Below are 22,407 nucleotides of genomic sequence, written 5' to 3'. Positions count from 1 at the left end.
TTTTATTGCACGGCACTCAAAACATTGATGTTTCCGTATCCGAAACTCGAATCTTTGTTTGGATAAAAATTAGCCGATTGGCGCATGCGGTTCAAAACCTGATCGCGCGACCAAGATGGAAAACGCGACCAGACAAGTGCGGCCATTCCGGCTGTAGTCGCCGTGGCCACGGATGATCCGCCGACGTAATCGCTTTGGTTGTCGTAATAACTGTCAACGGGAACGGTATTTCCCGAAGCCGCGCGTTGCATGGCCACGGTAAATTCCACTTTGCTTCCGGAGTGACAAACGTCGCATTTCGTGTAGCTTCCTTCCTTGACGCCGGTAACGGCAACGACTTCTGTCATCGAAGCCGGGAAAATCACACCGACAAACGTCGTGGCGCTAGTGGAAGTTCCGGCGGCGCAGAAAATCAGCTTTCCTTTCGAATAGGCAAACTTGACACCATCTGAGATTTTTCCGACAGAAAACAAATGTCCCATCGACATCGAAATGATTTTCACATTGGAATTGTTGCCCAAAGCCGTAAAAGCCTTTTTGACGCCTTCCTGTTCCTGATAACCTTCAAGCACGACATTTGACGCGGCTCTGTAAGTGACCAGATTCGCATTATAGGCAACGCCTACGGGCAAACCTTTGTTGTTTCTTGGCGCCGCGGCAGCCGAAGCCATGCTTGTGCCGTGGCCGCACAGATCGTTCACGCCATCTGTCGTTGTGACCCAAGGCCAAACCGAATCGATGTAAACGCCATATTTCTGGATACTTCGGCCAGAGGAAAGTCCGTTGTTGAAACTGCTTCCCAAAAGCGTTTGCTGAGGCGACGTTCCCGTATCGATTATTCCAATGGTAACGCCACTTCCCGTAGCATATGCCCAAGCTTGGGGCACGTTGTGCTGCGTTAAAGTCCAGGCGACTTTCGCGTTTGGAGTTGTGGTCGTAAAATCGGCGGCAGCCAAGGTCACGGCATCGTATCCGCAACCTGAGCCTGAACTCACATCGGAACTCGACTGGCTCAGGTCTTTCGGTTTTGCAGTATTGGAAGCGTAAGCCGAAAAGCGGTAATTCGCGGGTTCGACATATCTCACGTTTTTCATTTGGCGCAAAGCCACGATCGTACTTTCCTTGCGGATCACGACGTCCATCGTATTTAGAATCCCATCGGATATAATCAGGAAATCCTTGGCGTCGCGGCCTTCGGAAGTCCGGATCAAATCGAAGATGTCCTGTTCTATTGATTTTCCTTTAGCCGATTTTGAGCGCTCGATGTCTTTGGAATCCGATCCGAATCCTACAGAAACGATATAATCGCTGTGATGCAACGCGCTCCACACAAAATGATCGCTCGATTGCTTCCAGTTGTAATCGCCCGAAGTCTTGAGCGAATTCTCGATTTCTGCGTTGATTTGAGCAGTTGTGTAAGGTTGCAATTGACGGTCGTTGTTCAATTCTTCGTTTGCGGCTTCCTCTCGCGAACACGAAATCACCGACAACACTGCCGCAACCGCAAGCAGTTTGAGATAATTTTTCGACATATTCTCGTTTATTTAATTGGTTCTCACTAAGATACTAATTCCGTTAACGAAACTTTGGCGAAATCGTTAAAGTTATGAACAGCGGACGCTTTGCGACGTGCAAGATTTTGATGTACATTTGCCGTCCTATGCAAAAAACGGTCAACATCCTTAACAAACGCGCCCGGTTCGATTTCGAGATCATCGAGACTTATACGGCAGGAATTGTTTTGACGGGAACCGAAATCAAATCGATCCGATTGGGAAAAGCCCAGATCGCAGACAGTTTTTGCGAATTCAACGAAGCGCACGAACTTTTCGCGATCAATATGTCGATCGAGGAATATGCTTTCGGGAATACTTTCAACCACAAAGCCAAGTCTGAAAGGAAGCTTCTGTTGAACAGACGCGAACTCAAAAACCTCGAGAAAAGCGTGCAGACAAAGGGTTTGACAATCGTTCCACTGAAACTTTTCACCAATGAGAAAGGGTTTGCCAAACTCGACATCGCGCTTTGCCGGGGCAAGAAAACCTACGACAAACGCGAATCCCTGAAAGAACAGGACACCAAACGCGACATCGACCGCATCAAGAAAGAGTTCCGTTAATTTTTGGGTGCGATGCAGCAATTGTGTGAACTTCTCAAAACCGGCCGCATATCGAAAAACCTCACGGTAAAACAGGTTTCGGACAAACTCAAGATCGACAAAGCACTGATTTCTAAATTCGAGAATGGCCAAAGACGACCGACCAAAAATCAAGTAATTTCGTTGTCGCAACTTTTTGGAATTCACGAGAATGCGTCCGTGCTGGCTTGGCTTACCGAAAAAATCCTATCGGAAATTGACGGTGAAGATTTGGGTCTGAAAGCCTTGAAATCCGCGGAAGCGAAATTGACCTCAAGCGAAATTCCGCAGCAAGTCGACGACCAATTCAACAAATTGCTTCGGGAAATGGAATCGCTCAAAACAATGTTGGGCAAGAAAAACTAGCGTTTCACCATTTTTCTCGTCACCGATTTTCCTTCGGAAGTGATCGTCATGAAGTAGATTCCGGGTTTGAGGAAACTGGTGTCGATCGTGCCCGAAGTCTGTCCGATCTTGATGATTTTACCCGATGCGTCGATTATCGAGAATTGGCTTTCGGATACATTTGAAATCTCGACCGACGCATCGAAAGGATTCGGAACGAGCTGCACTTTGGAAATGTCATTTTGGTTCACCGACAAACTGCAATCGGGATCACTCGAGGCTTGCGTGTTGAAAACGCCCGCGGTTATCCACCAATTTTCCCAACTTCCACCTGACCCGCTTCCAGATTGCCACCACGAATTCGGATTTATGTCAAATGAATTCGTGCCCGCCATCGTGCCCGGAACTTTGTAGACTTTGAGCGCCTGCCCGGAATTGTTCGTGTTCCAGGTCAACGGCGCGCCCGCCTGGCAAACATCTGCCTGAACCATATTGGAACAAGGCGCTCCCACGAAAAACGCAAATTCCTGATAATTCGGATAATCGCCAAAAACGTGGGCTTGTCCGGTTTGGTCGAAACACACCGCGACATACTCGTTGCATGCGATGCCACGAACGTCCTGGACAAGATCTTTTCGCAATCGCGCGATAAAAGCCGAATGGCGGCCGCGGCGATCCGGATCGTCGTAATGTGTATCGGTGATGACGTTTTGAAGCATCGGAACCTCAAGAAAATCGCCGTTTCCGAAGGTCATGTAGTCGTTGTAAGGATTGGCCAAAGCTTCGGCTGTCGTGACCGATCCGTTTTGGGCCGAGAAATAGTTTCCGCCCAAAATCGCCATTCCGGCGCTCGTTCCGCCAATTGGCGCGTGCTTTACGTTGATGTGTTGGTTCAGCAAATCCTCGAGCGCGTTGTTCTTGAAATAGGAAACGTAATTCCATTGGTCGCCGCCCGCAAACCAGATCATCTCGGCGTTGGCGACTTTGTCGAGTACATAAGGATTCGTCGCGCCAGCCACCGAGGTGATCACAAGTGTTTCCACTGAATTCACGTTCACGCCCAAGTCAGAATATAGATAGTCATTATAACCGTTGCTGCCCGACGATCTCAACACGACGACATCGCCTCCGTTGGCTTTTTGCAGCAGCCAGATCATGGCGTTGTCGTGTTCGGTCGCGCCGCCCATCATGCAGACGCCGAATTCCGGCGTTGTGGTGATATTGGTCTGATTTCCGGTAAAATAACTGGTATACCCTTGGGAAAACGCCGAAAATGTGATAAAAAGTGTCGCGAGTAAAGTTTTGCCCATCAATTCTTGTTTTCCAATAAAGGTACGAAACGGAATTCGCCGAACTCGTGTTTCTCGAATTTGGTTTCGTCCTTGCGGATGAGCATCGTCATGATTTGGTGTTTGTCCCCGAAAGGAATCACGAGCCTTCCTCCTATCTTGAGTTGCGACATCAGCGCAGGAGGAATGATCGGAGCGCCCGCTGTAACGATGATACTGTCAAACGGCGCGAAGTTCGGAAGGCCTTTGTAACCGTCACCGAACGACAAGTGTTTTGGACGGATTCCAAGTTTTGGCAACAAGACCGATGTGGTTTTGAACAGTTCATTTTGGCGTTCGACGCTGTAAACTTTAGCGCCCATCATGCACAAAACTGCCGTTTGATAACCCGAACCTGTTCCGATTTCAAGGATTTTGTCGTCTTTGTTTACTTTCAGCAATTGGGATTGGAAGGCGACCGTGTACGGTTGGGAAATCGTTTGTCCGGCTCCGATCGGGAACGCTTTGTCCTGATACGCAAAGTCTTCGAAAGACGAATCGAGGAACAGATGGCGCGGGATTTTTGAAATGGCCGCAAGTACGTTTTCGTCTGTTATCTCTTTCTCTCTCAAGATTTTGACGAGTTGGTTGCGAAGACCTTGATGTTTGTTGGTATCTTTCAATTCGGGTTTGGTTTGGACTCGTAAAAATACGGCTTGTTTGGGTTTTGGCCAAACCTGATTTTGGTTGTTTTCACACAAAACTTCAACATTCGTTGTTCGTTGTTGTTTGTTCAACATTCGTTGTTCGTTGTTCAACATTCGTTGTTCATTGTTTATTATTCTTCAGTTCGAGTTCAGCGTTTTGACTTTTCTAACTCGCGCGGATTGCTTCGCTGCGGACGGACTTTTTACATTGACAGACCTTTTACCGCCAAGTTTTCAACCGATTTTAACCGCGAATTAGCGAATTAGCGATCAAATTTTTGCCACGGATCGAGCGATGCTAACCAAACGAGATTTCGAACGACGAATAACGAATAAGGAATGTTGAGCAGCGAATGCCGAACAACGAATGTTGAACAATGAATGTTGAATAACGAATGTTGAACAACGAATGCCGAACAACGAATGTTGAACAACGAATGTTAATGCGGGTCAGCAGGATTGGCTTCCAAAAAAAATCGATTTCGAATCTTTAAACGAACTTGTGAACTTTGCTTACATTTGTGCAAAACACAAACCAAATGCTTAAAGTTGGAGTTTTGGGCGCCGGCCACTTGGGGAAAATCCACCTGCGTCTTTTACAGCAATCCGAAAAATACGAACTGGTCGGTTTTTATGACGAAAACGCAGACTACGCCGAGAAAATAGCAGCCGAATTCGGTTACAAACGCTTTCCTACCATCGCCACTTTGATCCATGCCGTGGACGTGATCGACATCGTCACACCGACGCTTTCGCACTACAAATGCGCTCGCGTGGCCATCAAATCCGGCAAGCACGTTTTCATCGAAAAACCCATTTCGAATACGATTGAGGAAGCCGAAGAAATCATCGCTTTGGCCAATGAATATGGCGTGAAAGGCCAAGTCGGACACGTGGAAAGGTTCAATCCGGCGTTTATCGCGACTCGCGAAATGATCGAGAATCCGATGTTTATCGAGACGCACAGATTGGCCGAATTCAATCCGCGCGGCACGGACGTTCCCGTTGTGCTGGACTTGATGATCCACGATATCGACGTGATCCTTTCGGTGGTGAAATCGCCCGTCAAAAACGTGCATGCTAGCGGCGTTTCGGTTATTTCTGACACGGCCGACATCGTCAACGCTCGCCTGGAATTCGAAAACGGATGCGTGGCGAATTTGACTGCTAGCCGGATTTCGCTCAAGAACATGCGCAAATCGCGGTTTTTCCAGAAAGACGCTTACATATCGGTCGATTTTCTAGAGAAGAAATGCGAGGTTGTCAAGATGAAGGACGCGCCTGAAAATCCGGGTGATTTCGACATGATCCTGCAAAATGCCGAAGGTGTCAAAAAACAGATTTACTTCAAGAATCCCGATATTTCCGCCAACAACGCCATCCTCGACGAACTCGAAACATTCGCCGACGCCATCGTGAACAACACCAGACCAATCGTCACTTTGGAAGACGGAACGGACGCTCTGAAAGTCGCATATCGCATCATCGAGAACTTTAAGCAACTGGGATGAAAAACCTGTCTGCCAAAACAATAACAAATTTGTCAATCGGTTATTTTGCCGTTGCCGGACTCGTGGTTTTGGTAATGATTTGCGTTTCACAACCTATCGCCTACTTTATCGGATTGGTATTTTTAGGATTATCACTGCTCCCGGTATTTTTGCCTTTCCGAATTTTCAGGCTCGTTTTTGGAATTCTGGCTTTCGCGATTTCGTTCAGCTTGATTCTCGCTTTGGTTTTCCAAAGCTTTGGATGGGATTGGGATTTCGGCCAACTGCTTTCTTTCGCCCTGATCTTTTGCGCTTTGGCCGGCTATCTCGCCGCATCGCTCGGATTGGCACTTTCTGTCATCCAGACTTCCGATCCTAAAAGGTTCACCTTACTTTAAAATACAAACCAAAAACCAACTCTCAAATGAAAATTATCGCCGTAATCGGAGCCGGAACCATGGGCAACGGAATCGCCCACACTTTCGCCCAAAGCGGATTTACCGTAAAACTCGTCGATGTCTCGGAAGCCAATATCGAAAAAGGCATGACGACCATCGCGACAAACCTCGACAGAATGGTCGCCAAAGGCTCGATCACCGAAGAAGAACGCGCCAAAACCATCGGAAACCTCATTACATATACTGACTTGAAAGATGGCGTTACGGGCGTTGATCTCGTTGTTGAGGCCGCCACGGAAAACATTGATTTAAAGTTGAATATATTCCGTCAGCTAAACGAACACTGCTCCCACGGAACGATTCTGGCAACTAACACCTCATCCATTTCAATCACGCAAATCGCCTCGGTGATAACGCATCCGGAACGCGTTATTGGAATGCATTTTATGAATCCCGTTCCCATCATGAAACTGGTCGAGATCATCCGCGGTTACAACACTTCGGATAACGTGACCAAAATCATCATGGACTTGTCTGAAAAACTCTCGAAAGTTCCTGTCGAGGTCAACGATTATCCAGGATTTGTGGCCAACCGCATTTTGATGCCGATGATAAACGAATCGATCGAGACGCTTTATAACGGAGTCGCGGGCGTCTACGAAATCGACACGGTGATGAAACTCGGGATGGCGCATCCGATGGGACCGCTTCAACTTGCGGATTTTATCGGGCTTGACGTTTGCCTTGCGATCCTGAACGTGATGTACGACGGGTTCAAAAATCCGAAATACGCACCTTGTCCATTATTGGTCAACATGGTTCGCGCAGGAAAACTTGGAGTGAAATCAGGGGAAGGATTTTACGATTACAGCGAAAGCAAAAAAGCTGAAAAAGTTTCTAAACAATTTTTGAAAGGAATTAATAATTAACGATTAATAATTAATAATGTACTCCTCGGAGATTACATCGAGAGTTCGAAGCCCTACCACAATTATTCATTATTACTTATTAATTATAAAAATGCCGAAAATTTCGCCATTCAAAGCTGTAAGACCCACGAGAGACAAAGCGGCTCTGGTGACTTCGCGTTCCTACGACGACTATTCGGCGGCAGAATTGGCGTCACAACTCGATTTCAACCCGTTTTCGTTCCTTCACGTTTTGCATCCGGGTTACGTCAATGTCCAAAAGAACGATCCGGTGCGGCGATTTGGGCAGGTCAAGGCGAAATATCTCGATTTCAAGCACGAAGGCGTTCTCAAATCAGAGAGCGACCCTATATTTTATTTGTATGAGATGCGGTCGAAATCGCGCACCTACACCGGAATTGTCGCAGGCATCTCGATCCAGGATTATCTCGACGGCAAAATCAGGAAACACGAAGATACGCTTGAATATCGCGTAGAGCAGTTTGAGGAATATTTGCACATTACGGGCTTTAACACCGAACCGGTTTTGATCGCTTATCCCGAAAACGAAAAGTTGTACAACTGGATTTCTTTGGCGAAAAAACACCGTCCGCTTTATCTTTTTTCGTCTCCGAACCGCGACAGACACACGCTTTGGAGAATCAGGGACAAATCCCAGATCGATTTTCTGGTTTCGGAATTTGATGAGATTCCGGCGCTTTATATTGCCGATGGACACCACAGATCGGCCTCGGCGGCACTTTTGTTCGAGCGCTACAAAGATTCCGGAAACGACAAACTGTCGAATTTCATGGCGCTTCTGGTTTCGGAAAATGAAGTCAGGATCAACGAGTACAACCGCGTTATTCGCGATTTGAACGGACTATCAGATTCGGACTTTCTCTCCAAGATCAAAACTGCTTTCGACCTCGAAGATTTGGGACAGGAACTTTGGAAACCGACCAAAAAAGGCGAATTCGGAATGTATTTCCGACACAAATTCTACAGACTTTCCACCAAAACAACAGCTTCCGATGTCGATGCGCAATTCCTTTACGATGAAGTGCTTGCTCCTATTTTGGAAATTGGCGATCTACGAAACGACGGACGCATCGAATATCTTCCAGGAAACCAACCTTTGACCAAATTGGTCGAGCTTGTCGATTCGGAAGAATTCGAGGTTGGCTTCACCTTGTTTCCGATCGCTTTCGAGCAAATCAGGAAGTTGGCCGACGCCGGGGAAATCCTTCCGCCGAAAAGTACGTATATTGAACCCAAAATCCGTAGCGGATTGGTTATCTACGAGTTATGAAAAAACTGCTGTTTCTATTTTTGCTGATTGCCTTCAAAGGTCATGCGCAAGTCGATCCAAAGGAAGCTTCTTCGGACAAAGCCGCGATGATGGAAGGCCAATTGCGTGGCTCAAAACCGACTTTCGAAAAGAAGTTGACAGACGGAACCGAATTGTCCGTTTGGATACTTGGGACGAAAAACGCCGAAAGCCAATCTGCAAAACACATCGTGAAAGCGTTGGCGAAACGGCAAACTGCTTTGAGCGACGAAGGCAAAAAGACCGAAAAAGCCGACTTTAGCTATGAAAACGGCAAAATATCCGAAGTGCATTTTACCGAAGTCCAAATCATCCAAAAGCCGAATCCGTCGGTTACGAACATGAAAAAGGAAATTGTTTTTACCGATGGCGTGCAGACTTCGCCGACCGTTGGAAGCTTGCCTGAAATCGAGAAATTCGTGAACGAATGCCTGTCTGAAATCAACAAAATTCCACTCTGAAACTGATTTTCATCGCTTGACGAATTTGGATCGCAGCACGGAATTTCCGCCCTTGCACTCCAAAACATAAATTCCCGACGTCAGATCGCTTACATCCAAAGACGAGATCGATCCTTTTGCGATTTTCAGCAAACGTCCGTTGACATCGAAAATCGACGCGCTTTCGAACGGTATTCCATCTGACGAAAAATGCAGTTCGTCGGCAACTGGGTTCGGGTAAATCACGGCTCTTAACGAGTGATCTTTGTCTGACAGATTCTCTCCCAGTTTCAGCACCCAGCTTCGGCCGATATTGGACGTTTCGACCTGACCGTCAGACGATGCCGCGTAGCCGCTCACGACCAATTGTCCTGAAACGTTGTAAGTCATGTCGTACGCCTGCTCAAATTGCGAACCGCCGTAGCAACCGCTCCATTCGAAATTGCCTTCCGAGTCTGTTTTCACCAAATAAACATCTGCCTGACTTGTATTTGCGCTGTGATTTCCAAAAACCTGGCCGTCGTTCAAAGTAGTCGTTTGTCCGGCGAGGTAATAGCCGCCGTCTGGTGCGATCAAGAGTGACTTGAAAATTTCGCCCGATGATCCGCCGATTGTCCTGTGCCAGACGAAGTTGCCCGAAGCCGTGATTTTGGACACCAGGCCATCACTCGATCCGTGATTGCCCGACAATTGTCCGTCATTGGAATATGTGTTTCCCGCCAAAATGTAATTGCCATTTGCGTCTTCGCGGATTTTATTATACCACTCGTCGCCATTTTCGTTTAGCGTGGCCGTCCATAGCAACGCACCTTGCGCATTCGTCTTTACGACAAGTGCCAACTGATTGCCATTGGCATATTGCACCGACGATCCTGTACCGCAAAGTACGAAATCGCCCGTACTGGTTTCGATGATGTCAAGCGCCCGACTTTTCCCGATCGATGGCGTGTAGGTTTGCTCGAATGCGATCTGTCCGGCGGCGTTGAGTTTCATCAGAAAGAAATTTCCACCTTTTTGACCGCATACGACGAAACCGCCGTCAGTCGTCTTTTTTACCGCAAGACCCATTCCGATATTCGAATATTCCGTCGGGCCGAAAAATTGGCTGTTGATGAGATTTCCATCGGCGTCAAGCCAAACGCCCCAAACGAAATACTGGTAATTCTGCTCGCCAAGATCTGCGTAGCCGATTGCGAAAAAGCCGCCGTTGTCCAACTGGACGACAGATTCCAGATAATCGTCGCCGTTTCCACCGAAATCGTACGTCCACAAAAGATCGCCATTGGGCGAAATCCTGGCGACATGGCCGTTTTCGCGAGCCGCCGATCCTACTTGCTGACGCCTTTTCCCGCAGGTCACGAAATCACCGTTTGTCGTCCTGATGATGCAAGATGCCGCGTCGGCTCCGGAACCATATCGCTTTTGCCAGCCGATGCCAGGCATTTGCGCAACAGACGAAATCGTCATTGCTAACAAGATGAGCGTAAAATATTTATACATGTTTGTGGGTGTTTGAGCCAAAAATATACTTTTTGTGACAACCGGAAAGTGATCGTATGGATTAATTTTGTAAAAAACGAGAATATGTCGATAGCCAAAAATCTGGAAGCCATAAAGCTTACCCTGCCCGAAAACGTCACTTTGGTCGCGGTTTCTAAAACCAAACCCGTGCCTGATCTGCTTGAGGCTTACAACGCCGGACAACGCGTCTTCGGGGAAAACAAAATCCAGGAAATGACCGACAAGTGGCAGGAAATGCCCAAGGATATCGACTGGCACATGATTGGGCACGTCCAGACCAACAAAGTGAAATTCATGGCGCCTTTCGTTAGTTTGGTTCACGGCGTCGACAGCTTGAAATTGCTTCAGGAAATCGACAAACAGGCCAAAAAGAATGACAGAACGATCGATTGTCTGCTTCAGATTTTCATTGCCGATGAAGAAACCAAATTTGGACTGGACGAAAATGAGCTGTTCGCAATCCTTGAATCAGATGAATTCAGCAAGCTTGAAAACATTAAAGTAAAAGGTTTGATGGGAATGGCAAGCTTTACTGAAAATCAGACACAAATCAAATCGGAGTTCACTACCTTGAAATCGCTTTTCGACAAACTATCCGAATTGCCAAAAACAAATAACTTCGAGCCTGAAATCCTGTCAATGGGAATGAGCGGCGATTACGAACTCGCGATTTCTTGCGGAAGTACGATGGTTCGGATTGGAAGCAGTATATTTGGCAACCGATGATTCGGAAAGCGATGTCATTTAGTTGCAGTGGCAGTGGCAGTGGCAGATCGAGCCGCAACTGTAACTGGCACTACTGTAACTAGTAACACTGCTACTGCAACTGCCACTGCTACTGCCACTGCAACTGCAACCGCTCTGAACTGCAATTTTTTTCCAAAATGTACGCAATCCTCGACATAGAAACCACGGGCGGCCAATTCAACGAAGAAGGCATTACCGAAATCGCGATTTACCGTTACGACGGACACGAAATCGTCGACCAGTTCATTTCGCTGGTCAATCCCGAAATCCCGATCCAGCCTTTCGTGGTCAAACTCACTGGCATTAACAACGCCATGCTGCAATCGGCGCCCAAATTTTTTGAGGTCGCCAAACGCATTATCGAAATTACCGAAGGCTGCATCGTCGTGGCTCACAACACGGTTTTCGACTATCGCGTGCTTCGGCTGGAATTCCGTCGGCTTGGTTATGATTTCCAGGCCCAGACTTTGGACACGGTCGATCTGGCCCAACGTCTCATTCCCGATATGCCGTCGTATAGTCTCGGAAAACTCGCCAGAGCGTTGGGAATTCCGGTTGCCGACAGACACAGGGCATCGGGAGACGCGATGGCAACAGTGAAACTCTTTAAAATGCTGTTGGACAAAGATCTCGAAAAGACGATCATTTCCACGTTTATAAAAACCGAAGTCGAAAAAGGTCTTGCGCCCAAACTGCTCGATATCGTTGACAAATTGCCTTCGCGCTGCGGCATTTATTACATTCATAAGGAAGACGGCAAAATCGTTTACATCGGCAAAAGCCGAAACATCAAAAAGCGCGTCAATCAACATTTCACGAATCCATCGGCCAAATCGAAAAAGATACAGCTCGAGGTTTTCGACGTGACTTTCGAGGAAACCGGAAGCGAACTGATCGCGCTTTTGAAGGAAAGTGCCGAGGTGAAAGTCAACAAACCCAAGTACAACCGCTCGCAGACCAAGACCAATCTGCAATGGGCGCTTTATCAGGAAACCGACAAAAATGGCTATATGCGCCTTGTCGTCGAGAAATTCGATGCCAATCGCAAGGAAATCACGGCTTTCAACACGATTGTCGAAGCCAAGACAACTGTGCATCGGCTCACGCAGAAATACGATCTTTGCCCGAAATTCACCGGAATCGACGATTCGAAAAACGGCTGCAAGGCACACGAACTCAAGACTTGCGACGGCGCTTGTGTCGGTGACGTTTCCGTTGAGGAATACAATTCGCGCGTCGAGGTTTTCCTTGCAGATTATACGTTCACTTCCGAAAACATGATCATTTTTGACCGCGGCCGAAACGTGAGCGAACGCAGCGCGGTTTTGATCGAGGACGGAATCTACAAAGGTTACGCGTTCTTCGATTTGAACTATCAGGTTAGAAATAGCGCGGTTTTGCACAAGATTTTGGTTCCGATGCAACACAATCGCGACACGACGGCAATCATCCGAATGCATCTGCGCCGGAATCCCAACACCAAGATTGTACACTTCTAGGCGATTCCCTATCTTTAAGTATGAACGAAAGCGCCGACAACAGATTCAGGCATAAACTGCACACGGTCATTTACGAGGCCGACACGCCACTCGGCAAAGTCTTCGATTTGGTGCTTTTGGGATTGATCCTACTCAGTATTGCTGCGGTAATGCTCGAAAGTATCGCTTCGATCAAAATCATTTACGGAGAAGAACTCGCGATTGCCGAATGGATAATCACGGCGTTTTTTACATTGGAATACATCGGACGATTGTTTTCGGTAAAGAAGCCAATCGCCTACGCCACAAGTCTTTACGGGATTATCGACTTGCTGGCGCTTTTGCCTTCCTATGTCGATTTGTTCGTTCCGGGCTGGCATTTCCTGATCGCATTGCGTGCGATCAGACTTTTGCGTGTCTTCCGGATTTTGAAACTGGTACACTTCGTTGGCGCCGCAAACCATCTCAAGGAAGCGCTCAAGAAAAGTCGCGAGAAGATTTTCGTTTTCCTGTTTACCGTTATCGTGCTTTGCGTAATTCTTGGAACAGTAATGTACATCGTCGAAGGTCCGGAACATGGGTTTACGAGCATTCCGATGAGCGTTTATTGGACGGTCGTGACTTTGACGACGGTCGGATTTGGGGATATTACGCCTTCTACGGGGCTTGGGCAATTCATATCGGTGATCATCATGATTCTCGGTTACGGAATCATCGCCGTTCCGACAGGGTTGGTGGGAGCGCAATTGATGAAATCGCAAGACGTGCAGATGAATACGCAAAAATGCCGGAACTGCAACGCCGATCATCATCGGGACGACGCCAAATTCTGCTACAACTGCGGCCATACGCTTAACGGATGAACTACCTCATTACCATAATCGGCCCGACGGCCATCGGAAAAACGGCTTTGAGCATCAAACTTGCCCATGCGTTCGACTGTGAGATCATTTCGTGCGACTCGCGTCAGTTTTTTAGGGAAATGACCATTGGAACGGCGGTTCCCGATGCCGGAGAATTGTCGGCGGCGAAGCATCATTTCATCCACAACAAATCGATTTTTGATTCTTACACCGTCGGGGATTTTGAAAAGGAAGCTCTGGCCAAATTGGACGAATTGTTCGAAAAGCGCGATTTTGCGGTATTGGTTGGCGGATCAGGATTGTATGTCGATGCTGTCCTGAAAGGCTTTGATGAATTTCCGGAGATTGAGGCATCGGTTCGGGAACAAATCACATCCGAATACGAAAAACAAGGCATCGGCTATCTTCAGCTTGAAGTGAAAAAACGCGATCCCGTTTATTTTTCCGAAGTCGACACCCAAAATCCGCAGCGATTGATGCGCGCGCTGGAAATCTGCATCGGAACCGGAAAACCGTATTCGTCCTTCCGAAAGCAAAAAACCAATACCCGAAACTTCACTCCTATCGTAATCGGACTTGACGCACCGCGTGAAACGATTTACGACCGAATCAACAAGCGTGTCGACGTTATGATCGACCAAGGTTTGGTCGAGGAAGCGAGAAATGTGTACCCGAATCGCGACTTGAATGCATTGCAAACCGTGGGTTATCGCGAACTTTTCGATTATTTCGACGGAAATATCCCGCTCGAAACCGCTGTCGAGGAAATCAAGAAAAACACGCGAAGGTTCGCCAAACGCCAGCTCACATGGTTCAAACGCAACGAACAAGCAACTTGGTTTAACATCGGTCAGGATGAAGAAATCGTAAAGTTCGTGAGAAATTCGATTTAGTGACGCAACCGTTTTCGGGAATCGGTATCTTTCCGGGAAACACCCCGATGAAAGTTTTTTGCGCGATCGTACTTGCCTTGTTAGTCCTTTCTTGTGGCGATTCCGTCGATGCAAGTGAGAGGATCGCGTGCGGAATTAAAGTAATAGACAGCCAAGGCAATCCAGTGGAAGGCGCTGTCGTTGCCATTCGATCGGCCAGCGAAATTACAGCTTCGGAATACGATTCGCGTCTCAACGAAATCAAATCGAATGCGAATGGCGACTCTTTTATGGTTTTTCCGAAACCGACCTCAGAAAGGATCAATGTTCAGGTTACCGACAGCACAAAAGTTGGCGGACAGGCTATCGCCGAATACGAAATGACGAAAATCATCGGAGTGCGTAATGAACAATGTGTAGGTTTCCGGTTTCCCATCACGCAAGTCACGGTTTTCAAAACAGCTGAACTGACAGATTTGACTTTTCTGATCCTGAACAACTCAGATGCTGAAATCACCTCTGCCAAACTCGTCGGCGCACTTTCGGGAGTGAGCAATTACAACGACGATTTCGACTTGGAACGCCGACCCGACTATCGCGTGAGGAAGAACCAGACGGTGATGCTGCACTATTCCGTCCGACAAAACGGTTCGGAAATTGAGACCGATCATTCCGAGTCGATCGAAATCGGTACCGAACCCGTGAGTTTTAAGATAACGATCTGACGAATGGGAAAAAAGCTACTCTTTTTGTTGATCGGATTTACGGCTTTTGCGCAATCGGAAAACATGGACTCAAATCCCAGAAATGGCTTGGATTGGAATGCGCGCGTGAGATTTTTCTATCTGTATCCGATCGCTTTCGGACACAACGCCCACTCGGAAACCCAGACCGGTTTTGGCGGACTCGTCGTGAATTATACCGTGGTTACCAAAGGCGCTTTCCAAACCGGATTCGGACTTGAGCGTACGATTTACCAGGTAACCGACAAGCAGTATGTGGGAAGTTTCGGAAATACGGGAAATGCCGACGCTTATCTTTTCGCTTCGTACGCATTTCCTATTTTACACAAAATCAGTCTTGTTCCGGAAATCGCGGGCGGTTATTCGATGCACTATTTCGGAGCGATCCAGGACGGGCGCTCTGCCAATGGTTACACGTTAAGAGTTGGGCTTATGGCCGATTACCGTCGGTACAGATCGATTTCCATAAACGCCGGACTGGTTTTCGCGCACAATCGATATGGCGTAGCGAGCATTCCGGAGTTAAGCGATTTTTATTCCGAAGCGGAAATCCTTCAGGTGCGAGTTGGCGTGACGTTGCATTTTACCGAGATCGTCGCCGGAAAAAAACGCCGAAATGCCGTAAGACGCGAATTGAAACTCGAACGCAAAAACAAGATCAACCCATGAGAAAATTGCCAAGGAAAGAATATCTTTCAGAAAGTGAACCCATACGCTACACCGGATCATGAAAACAAAAATTATGCTTTTGGCGTTGGCTTGCACGACTGCATTTTCGGCTTGCGACGTCAGTTACGACCCAGAAACGCGTTACGTCATCCGCACGCACCTCACCGACCGCGACGGGAATCCTTTGGCCGGAGTGAAAGCCGGATTGACGGTTTCGGACGACGATGCCTCGGATTTGCTTTCTTCGGGAAAAACCGATGCGAACGGCAATTTGACGTTGGTCTTTCCGATGGCCCAAAACGATGCGACTTATCGCTTGCGGTTCAAAAGTCCTTTGGCCGAGTTCGAGGAAGCGAACTTTTACAATATTTCAGATGCGAATTTCAGTGCGAACTACACATTGGTCCTCGACACGCATCTGGATCGCGAAGGAGAAACGCTGAACCTTGAGATCGATTACGTTCAAACGGGTTTCGAGGAATTGGTTAGTGCATATCTGGAAGGCGAAATCGGCTCCGGCAACGTCGATCTGTCGATCAATCAGCAGCCTGTTTCGCAAGCGCGCATGTATCCGAACCAAACCTTGCTATTGCATTATGTGACGCGTCAACCTTCGGGTCAAACGACTGAACACATTGCTGAAATTGAGATCGATTCCCAAAATGTTTCCTTCACTTTAGAATACTGATATGAAAAACGGAATGATTTGCTTGTTGTTTCTAAGCTGCTTTTTTGCGACAAACGCTCAGGAAAACGAGTCGGAATGGGGAAAACCCAAGGAAGACATGCGCACGACCCGTACTTTCTCAGGGATTCCGCAAGGCCGTTTCTATTATTTGTATCCGATTCACTTCGGAGACCAGCAATTTGCAAAAGCCTATGATGTCTCTTTCGGATACGGAATCAATCTCAGCCCGTTGCGCTACAAGAATTTCCGGTTGAATCTGGGATTTGAGCGCACACTTTACAAGGTTGTAGATCATTCGAGAGTTGCCGAACCTGTAGATATATCCACCTACCAATCTTTTTTTACCGAGGTTTCTTATGGTTTGGGTTCAGAAGCGAAATTCTGTGTGAAACCGAGTGTCGGAATTGGGTTTTCGAATTTCTATCTCAAAACCGGAAGTGGCCGTTTCGGAAGCCAGGAAGCTGTCGATTTCCGCTCAGGATTGACCGCAGATTGGGCGGTACTAAATCATTTATCCTTATTTTTGACAGCCCATTACGTCCGATCGAACATCGATGTGGACACGGCCGGTGAATTTCGCGAGTATTATTCGAAAGCGAATTCGGTGCAGCTCGGTTTGGGAATAGTCATAAGATAATGCCGATAGCCCAAAATTTCACGTCTGTTTTTTCCTGCGACTGGAAAATCGATTTCACGCAATGCCTTCCCAACGGCTATTTGCGAATTACTGATTTGTGTAACATCTTGCAACTTACCGCTGGCGAACATGCCGAAATTGGCGGGATTTCGTTCAGCGACATGCAAGCGCACGACCAAGCTTGGGTTTTGAGCCGGATGCGTGTCGAGATTCTGGAGTTGCCAAAGTGGAAAGACCTTGTAACAGTCAAGACCTGGATCGTAAGTTTGGAGAATTCGCGCTCGGTTCGTGCTTTGGAGCTTTACCTGGGCGAGAAAAAAATCATAGGTTGCGAGACTTTTTGGGCAGTTTTCAATACGCGCTCGCGTCGTCCTGAGGCTTTGGCTTTGGAACACGAGCATTTTGAGAAATTTCCGGACAGCTTTTCTACCGAAGACCGCACCTCGAAAGTCGATCTGGGCAATTTGACGTCAAAACTTGCCGATCACAAAGTTTTGCTTTCTGATCTCGATATCGTCAATCACGCCAATAACGTGAAATATCTCGAATGGTGTCTCGATTACTTCGACGCCGGACTTCTTTTGAAAAACAAGGTCAAGGCAATTGACATGAACTTTATGAAGGAGTTGGTTTTGGGTGATGATGTGGAGATTTTTTCGGATGCGGATTCGGTCGACTTTGGGATTTTGAAGGATTCCAAAGCTTGTTTCGGACTTAGTGTTACTGTTTAGGTTTCCTGCTGAATGCTATTTCTAGACGCAATTACCCTCATAACTTGCTTGTTGTGATCTTTTCTTTTTCGCTATGGGACAATTTCGCTGTAAATCTTTGGACTTGTCGCTTTGCTCAATTTGCGATTATGCTCTTCTGCACTTTTGATAAAGAACCACCTTACTATCTCAATTGGTTTTTATAAGCCGAAACGCCTCGCTTCGCTCGGCTTTTTTGGACCATTAAGATCGTTAAGGAAGTTAAGGCGCTTCGCTTTTTTCGGAGTCACAGACTCCGCCACACAACTCGCGAAGTCACAGACTTCGCTTCCCTAAAGTCGCAACAGCAAAAACTCGGCGAAAGCTAAAATCCATCCAAACCAAACTACGTTTTTGAATAATCCGAAATCAAAACGCTGCTTTTGTCTGACAAATGGAAAACGCTGGCAGCCCAAAAAAAAATCCCCGGCGTTAACCGAGGATTTCTCTTATTTTTCAGCACCGTTCTTGACCACGAGCCTGAAACCTTCTCCGTGAATGTTGAGGATTTCCACGTCTTCGTCACGCTTGAGGTATTTTCTCAATTTGGCGATGTAGACGTCCATGCTTCGCGAGGTGAAGTAGTTGTCGTCTCTCCAGATTTTGGTGAGTGCGAGTTCACGCGGCATCAAATCGTTTTCATGCAAGACCAACAGTTTCAAAAGTTCGTTTTCCTTTGGAGACAATTTGATAGGTTCTTCATCTTTGTAAGTCAGGAAACGCAATTTTGAGTTCAGGTGGAAATTTCCAATCGTAAACTCGAATTTCACGTTGTCGTTCTTCGTGTCGGCAGACTTTCGCTGCATGATCGCCTTGATTTTCATCAAAAGCACTTCGGAGTCGAACGGTTTGTTCAAATAGTCGTCCGCTCCTACTTTATAACCTTTCAATACATCTTCCTTCATCGACTTGGCGGTAAGGAAAATGATTGGCACATCTTTATTTTTCTCCCTGATTTCCTTGGCCAATGTGTAACCGTCTTTATACGGCATCATCACGTCAAGGATACAAAGGTCGTAAGTGTCCTTCTTGAATTTCTCGAAACCTTCCATACCATTTTTGGCCAGGGTTACGTCGAAATCGTTCAATGTAAGGTAATCTTTGAGGATGGCCCCAAAGTTTTGGTCGTCTTCGACCAAGAGTATCTTTTTATTTTCCGTTTCCATAGCTGTGCGCTTAGTTTATTAGTGGTATCTTGATTATGAAGGTGCTACCCTTCCCTTTTTCACTTTCAACAAATATTTGACCGTTGTGGTCGTCGACGATTCTCTTGACGTAAGCCAGTCCCAATCCGTGGCCTTTTACGTTGTGGATGTCGCCGGTGTGCTCGCGGTAGAATTTCTCGAAAATCCGCTTTTGGGCCACTTTTGTCATCCCGATGCCGTTGTCCTTGATTCGGATGATGACAAAATCCTTTACGTTCTCTGTCTTCACGTCGATTTCGGGAATTCCCGGCGTGTATTTGATGGCGTTGTCCAGAACATTCACCAAAACGTTGGTAAAGTGCACGTCGTTCAAAAGGACGTCTGTGCGTTTGGCATTGAAATGCGTCGTGATCGAACCTTGTCTGTCCTCGATAATGAGGCTTACGTGTTCTATCGCTTCTTCGAGAATCTCATGCAGGTCGTTGGATTCCTTCGTAATATCGAGCTCCTTCTTCTCCAGTTTGGAAATCCTGAGTACGTTCTCGACCTGTGCGTGCATGCGTTTGTTCTCATCGCGTATCATTTGCAGATAGCGCTTGGTCATTTCCTCGTTTCCGATGACTTTCGGATTCTTTATCGCATCGAGTGCAAGATTGATTGTCGCGATCGGCGTCTTGAACTCGTGCGTCATGTTGTTGATGAAATCGGTTTTGATTTCCGATATCTGACGCTGTTTGATCAACTGGTTCAAAGCACTTGAATAAGCGATGATGATGATCAATGTAAATACGATCGACAAAACGGTAATTCCGACCAATTCCGAGAAAAGGAATTTCTTTTTCTGCGGAAAGCTCACGAGCAATTGGTAATTGTTCATATTTCCGTCATTGGTGAAAATCGGGATGGAATATGAAGTGTACTTGTCGTATGCGAACTTGTCAGATTTCACTTTCGTGGCCAATCCGTTGCTGTAAACCGCGTACTCGAAAGGCGTTTTTACACCCAACTGATCGAGTTCCTTGGAGAGCATTTTCAACAAATCCTCTTTGGTGACGCGCTGTTGCAAAGGCTGCACGGCCGCGATGTCTTTAAAGTACATCTCGAACTGCGCAATGTCGAGCGCATCATCACTTCCCGATCTCTCGATTTTGATATCCGGAGTGAGTTTACCCGTTACTCCCGAAACATCCAAACCTTTGTTGGTGTAGATTTCGGTGGTGCGTTTTGCCGTAAAATTTTTGATCCTTGTACTGTCTGGCAACTTATCAAAGAACGCCGAAAGGTTGTAATCTTCCGAAAGGACACTATTCGAATAAACGATTGTCTCATTGGTCCGTTTGTCGCGCTGATAATATCCGAACTCGAGAAAATCGCTTTTTTCGGGCGCTTTTCCGGTGCTGTCCTTGAGGTAGTTGTACTTGGTGATAAAACTGTACATTTCCTCTTTCTGCAACTGTTCGGCCACGTTGCTCATAACCTGTTTTACGTGGAAGCGGAACTGTTCGTCGTTGTTTTTGAACGACGTACTGAACCAATAAACCTGAACGAGAATGATTCCGATCAGGGACAAACTCATAAGAACGACGAGCAATCGGAAATACAACTTATTCATTAGTCACAAAATTAACATTTTAACATTTAGACGTTTGATAGATTAACCAAACATTAACATCCGCCCAAAAAATTACAGTTTTTTCAGAGTTTTGAGGATTTCGCTAGCCGATTCCCTGGTTTTTTCGAGCAAGATATTTTCGATTGCGAAGTCGCTGAGCGCTAATTTTTTATCGTCGCTCCATTGGCTTTCCATGCGCTCCACGACAGCATCCCTGGTCACATTGTCGCGTTTCATCACACGCTCGATTTTTACTTCTGACGGAGCCGTGACCGCTATGATCTTGTCGCAATCCTTATAACTTCCGCTTTCAAACAGAATGGCCGCCTCGCGAATAACGAACGGGAAATCTGGGAATACTTTTAACCAATCCTTAAAATGTTCTTTAACAGCCGGATGCACGATCGAATTCAACAACTCAAGTTTGGACTTATCCGAAAAAACGATGTCCGAAAGTTGCTTCCTGTCGAGTTCGTCGCCGATAAAAATACGATCGCCGAATGCCGTTTTGAGACGTGCGATCATCTGAGGCGTTTTCATCACTTCCTTGGCCGCGTCATCGGCATAATAAACCGGCACTCCGAATTCTTCGAAAATTTTCGCAACGGTCGATTTGCCGCTTCCGATTCCGCCGGTAAGTCCGATTATCTTGGTCATTTTTTGAAAAATAGTTCAGGAAAGACCTGTTGTGGTTTGCGTTTGAGCAATCTGATGTTGACGAATGACTTGAGAAATCCGGTGCCGTATCCGTAAAATTGGATGGCTATCGCAACGACTGAATAAAGTCCGATCATAAAATTGTTTTGGGTAGCCGATAACAGGAAAGCGAAAATAAAGTACAGGACATACATGAAAAGGAAATGCCAGATTCCAAACAGCGCAAAAAGGACGGAAATCGGGATTCCGAGGATGAAGACCGTCGGCGCAAAAAAGGTGAGTTTGGAATATTTCGGATACCAACTGTCGAGGATCGGGCGCGCCTTTCCGAACTTGTTGACCTGAACATAAAATTTGTTCCAGTCGATGCGACGCTTGTGGAAAACGCCAGCGCGCGCAAAAAGTCGCGTCTTGAAGCCCATTTCCCAAAGCCGGATAGATAAATCGGGATCTTCTCCAGGATGGATATTTCCGAATCCGCCCGATGCTTCGAACGCTTTCCGCGACAATCCCATGTTAAAACTCCTGGGCTGGAATTTGTCCAAAGTCTCCGATCCGCCGCGGATTCCGCCCGTCGTCATGATCGATGTCATCGCAAAATTGATGGCTTTCTGGACGTCCGAAAACGATTCGTGGGCCGCATCGGGTCCGCCGAAACAATCGACGTAATTCTTCTCGAGTTCCATGGCGACAATCGTCAGATACAACTTCGGGATCAAACAATCGGAATCAAAAATCAGGAAATAATCGCCAACGGCTTTGCGCATCCCGAAATTTCGCGAATCGCCCGGACCCGAATTCGGTTTGTCGTAATATGAAATCTGGAGTTTGTGTGCATACTGCTGCGCGACTTCCTTGCATGGAATCGTCGATCCGTCCTCGATCACGACGACCTCAAAAGGCAACGTAAAATCGGTTTGGGATAGGCTTTCGAGAAATTCCCGCATTTCGTCGGGGCGATTGTAAACCGGCACTATGACCGAGAAATAAAGCGGCTTCATGT

24 protein-coding genes are annotated in these 22,407 nt (G+C 46.9%); 16 read left to right on the top strand and 8 right to left on the bottom strand.

Translation table 11 applies throughout. From position 1 onward, the window contains the following. Nucleotides 1–2: 2 nt before the first annotated feature. Complete coding sequence (locus tag EOO49_RS14750; RefSeq protein ID WP_290847031.1) at nucleotides 3–1,532, bottom strand: S8 family serine peptidase; 1,530 nt, start codon at nucleotides 1,530–1,532, stop codon at nucleotides 3–5. 128 nt (nucleotides 1,533–1,660) lie between these two features. Between EOO49_RS14750 and smpB the strand changes: the two genes are divergently transcribed. Next, complete coding sequence (gene smpB, locus EOO49_RS14745) at nucleotides 1,661–2,119, top strand: SsrA-binding protein SmpB (protein ID WP_290847066.1); 459 nt, start codon at nucleotides 1,661–1,663, stop codon at nucleotides 2,117–2,119. A 12-nt stretch (nucleotides 2,120–2,131) separates the two neighbouring features. Beyond that, complete coding sequence (locus EOO49_RS14740) at nucleotides 2,132–2,503, top strand: helix-turn-helix transcriptional regulator (protein WP_290847029.1); 372 nt, start codon at nucleotides 2,132–2,134, stop codon at nucleotides 2,501–2,503. Here EOO49_RS14740 and EOO49_RS14735 read toward each other — a convergent pair. Continuing rightward, nucleotides 2,500–3,792 (bottom strand): T9SS type A sorting domain-containing protein, encoded by a 1,293-nt coding sequence (locus tag EOO49_RS14735; RefSeq protein WP_290847027.1) that lies wholly within the window; start codon nucleotides 3,790–3,792, stop codon nucleotides 2,500–2,502. The genes EOO49_RS14740 and EOO49_RS14735 overlap by 4 nt on opposite strands. Beyond that, entirely contained in the window at nucleotides 3,792–4,433 is a 642-nt protein-coding gene (locus EOO49_RS14730; RefSeq protein WP_290847024.1) for a protein-L-isoaspartate(D-aspartate) O-methyltransferase, read from the bottom strand. Before EOO49_RS14730 ends, EOO49_RS14735 begins: the two co-directional genes overlap by 1 nt. 563 nt (nucleotides 4,434–4,996) lie before the next feature. Here EOO49_RS14730 and EOO49_RS14725 point away from each other — a divergent pair. From EOO49_RS14725 to EOO49_RS14705, 5 genes are all read left to right on the top strand, one after another. After that, entirely contained in the window at nucleotides 4,997–5,968 is a 972-nt protein-coding gene (locus EOO49_RS14725; protein ID WP_290847022.1) for a Gfo/Idh/MocA family oxidoreductase, read from the top strand. A 29-nt stretch (nucleotides 5,969–5,997) separates the two neighbouring features. After that, a complete protein-coding gene (locus EOO49_RS14720; RefSeq protein ID WP_290847020.1) occupies nucleotides 5,998–6,345 on the top strand; it encodes a hypothetical protein in 348 nt (115 codons plus the stop codon). A gap of 26 nt (nucleotides 6,346–6,371) precedes the next feature. Further along, nucleotides 6,372–7,274, top strand: a complete 903-nt coding sequence (locus tag EOO49_RS14715) for a 3-hydroxyacyl-CoA dehydrogenase family protein (RefSeq protein ID WP_290847018.1) — start codon at nucleotides 6,372–6,374, stop codon at nucleotides 7,272–7,274. 91 nt (nucleotides 7,275–7,365) lie between these two features. Further along, nucleotides 7,366–8,565, top strand: a complete 1,200-nt coding sequence (locus EOO49_RS14710) for a DUF1015 domain-containing protein (protein ID WP_290847016.1) — start codon at nucleotides 7,366–7,368, stop codon at nucleotides 8,563–8,565. Continuing rightward, nucleotides 8,562–9,044, top strand: coding sequence for a hypothetical protein (locus tag EOO49_RS14705; RefSeq protein WP_290847014.1), 483 nt, complete (start codon nucleotides 8,562–8,564; stop codon nucleotides 9,042–9,044). Before EOO49_RS14710 ends, EOO49_RS14705 begins: the two co-directional genes overlap by 4 nt. Nucleotides 9,045–9,053: 9 nt before the next feature. Here EOO49_RS14705 and EOO49_RS14700 read toward each other — a convergent pair whose 3' ends face one another. Further along, nucleotides 9,054–10,523: a T9SS type A sorting domain-containing protein gene (locus EOO49_RS14700; RefSeq protein WP_290847012.1), complete on the bottom strand. Its 1,470-nt coding sequence runs from the start codon at nucleotides 10,521–10,523 to the stop codon at nucleotides 9,054–9,056. Nucleotides 10,524–10,607: 84 nt separating this feature from the next. On the opposite strand from EOO49_RS14700, the gene EOO49_RS14695 reads away from it, so the two are divergent. The 9 genes from EOO49_RS14695 (at nucleotide 10,608) to EOO49_RS14655 (ending at nucleotide 17,972) form a co-directional block, all read left to right on the top strand. Then, nucleotides 10,608–11,270, top strand: a complete 663-nt coding sequence (locus EOO49_RS14695; RefSeq protein ID WP_290847010.1) for a YggS family pyridoxal phosphate-dependent enzyme — start codon at nucleotides 10,608–10,610, stop codon at nucleotides 11,268–11,270. 158 nt (nucleotides 11,271–11,428) lie between these two features. Further along, nucleotides 11,429–12,790, top strand: a complete 1,362-nt coding sequence (locus EOO49_RS14690) for an exonuclease domain-containing protein (RefSeq protein ID WP_290847008.1) — start codon at nucleotides 11,429–11,431, stop codon at nucleotides 12,788–12,790. A 20-nt stretch (nucleotides 12,791–12,810) separates the two neighbouring features. Then, on the top strand, nucleotides 12,811–13,632 hold the full coding sequence (locus EOO49_RS14685; RefSeq protein ID WP_290847005.1) for an ion transporter: 822 nt from the start codon (nucleotides 12,811–12,813) through the stop codon (nucleotides 13,630–13,632). Next, entirely contained in the window at nucleotides 13,629–14,525 is an 897-nt protein-coding gene (miaA, locus tag EOO49_RS14680; protein ID WP_290847003.1) for a tRNA (adenosine(37)-N6)-dimethylallyltransferase MiaA, read from the top strand. The genes EOO49_RS14685 and miaA overlap by 4 nt, the downstream gene beginning before the upstream one ends. A 47-nt stretch (nucleotides 14,526–14,572) precedes the next feature. After that, on the top strand, nucleotides 14,573–15,229 hold the full coding sequence (locus EOO49_RS14675; protein ID WP_290847001.1) for a hypothetical protein: 657 nt from the start codon (nucleotides 14,573–14,575) through the stop codon (nucleotides 15,227–15,229). Between the two features lie 3 nt (nucleotides 15,230–15,232). Continuing rightward, entirely contained in the window at nucleotides 15,233–15,916 is a 684-nt protein-coding gene (locus EOO49_RS14670; protein ID WP_290846999.1) for a hypothetical protein, read from the top strand. A gap of 58 nt (nucleotides 15,917–15,974) precedes the next feature. Continuing rightward, a complete protein-coding gene (locus tag EOO49_RS14665; protein WP_290846997.1) occupies nucleotides 15,975–16,604 on the top strand; it encodes a hypothetical protein in 630 nt (209 codons plus the stop codon). Nucleotides 16,605–16,617: 13 nt separating this feature from the next. Then, complete coding sequence (locus EOO49_RS14660; RefSeq protein ID WP_290846996.1) at nucleotides 16,618–17,241, top strand: hypothetical protein; 624 nt, start codon at nucleotides 16,618–16,620, stop codon at nucleotides 17,239–17,241. Beyond that, entirely contained in the window at nucleotides 17,241–17,972 is a 732-nt protein-coding gene (locus EOO49_RS14655) for an acyl-ACP thioesterase domain-containing protein (protein WP_290846994.1), read from the top strand. Before EOO49_RS14660 ends, EOO49_RS14655 begins: the two co-directional genes overlap by 1 nt. 467 nt (nucleotides 17,973–18,439) lie before the next feature. On the opposite strand, the gene EOO49_RS14650 is transcribed toward EOO49_RS14655, so the two are convergent. From EOO49_RS14650 to EOO49_RS14635, 4 genes are all read right to left on the bottom strand, one after another. Further along, entirely contained in the window at nucleotides 18,440–19,156 is a 717-nt protein-coding gene (locus tag EOO49_RS14650; protein ID WP_290846992.1) for a response regulator transcription factor, read from the bottom strand. Nucleotides 19,157–19,166: 10 nt separating this feature from the next. Then, the gene (locus EOO49_RS14645) at nucleotides 19,167–20,747 is read right to left on the bottom strand and encodes a HAMP domain-containing sensor histidine kinase (protein ID WP_290846990.1); all 1,581 of its coding nucleotides are present in this window, start codon (nucleotides 20,745–20,747) and stop codon (nucleotides 19,167–19,169) included. A gap of 72 nt (nucleotides 20,748–20,819) precedes the next feature. Further along, a complete protein-coding gene (gene coaE, locus EOO49_RS14640) occupies nucleotides 20,820–21,404 on the bottom strand; it encodes a dephospho-CoA kinase (RefSeq protein WP_290846988.1) in 585 nt (194 codons plus the stop codon). Continuing rightward, nucleotides 21,401–22,405, bottom strand: coding sequence for a glycosyltransferase (locus EOO49_RS14635; RefSeq protein ID WP_290846986.1), 1,005 nt, complete (start codon nucleotides 22,403–22,405; stop codon nucleotides 21,401–21,403). The genes coaE and EOO49_RS14635 overlap by 4 nt, the downstream gene beginning before the upstream one ends. Nucleotides 22,406–22,407 lie beyond the last annotated feature (2 nt).

It is taken from the genome of Flavobacterium sp. (assembly GCF_004295795.1).
Taxonomy (GTDB): domain Bacteria; phylum Bacteroidota; class Bacteroidia; order Flavobacteriales; family Flavobacteriaceae; genus Flavobacterium.
This window is presented reverse-complemented; position numbering and strand designations above follow the sequence as displayed.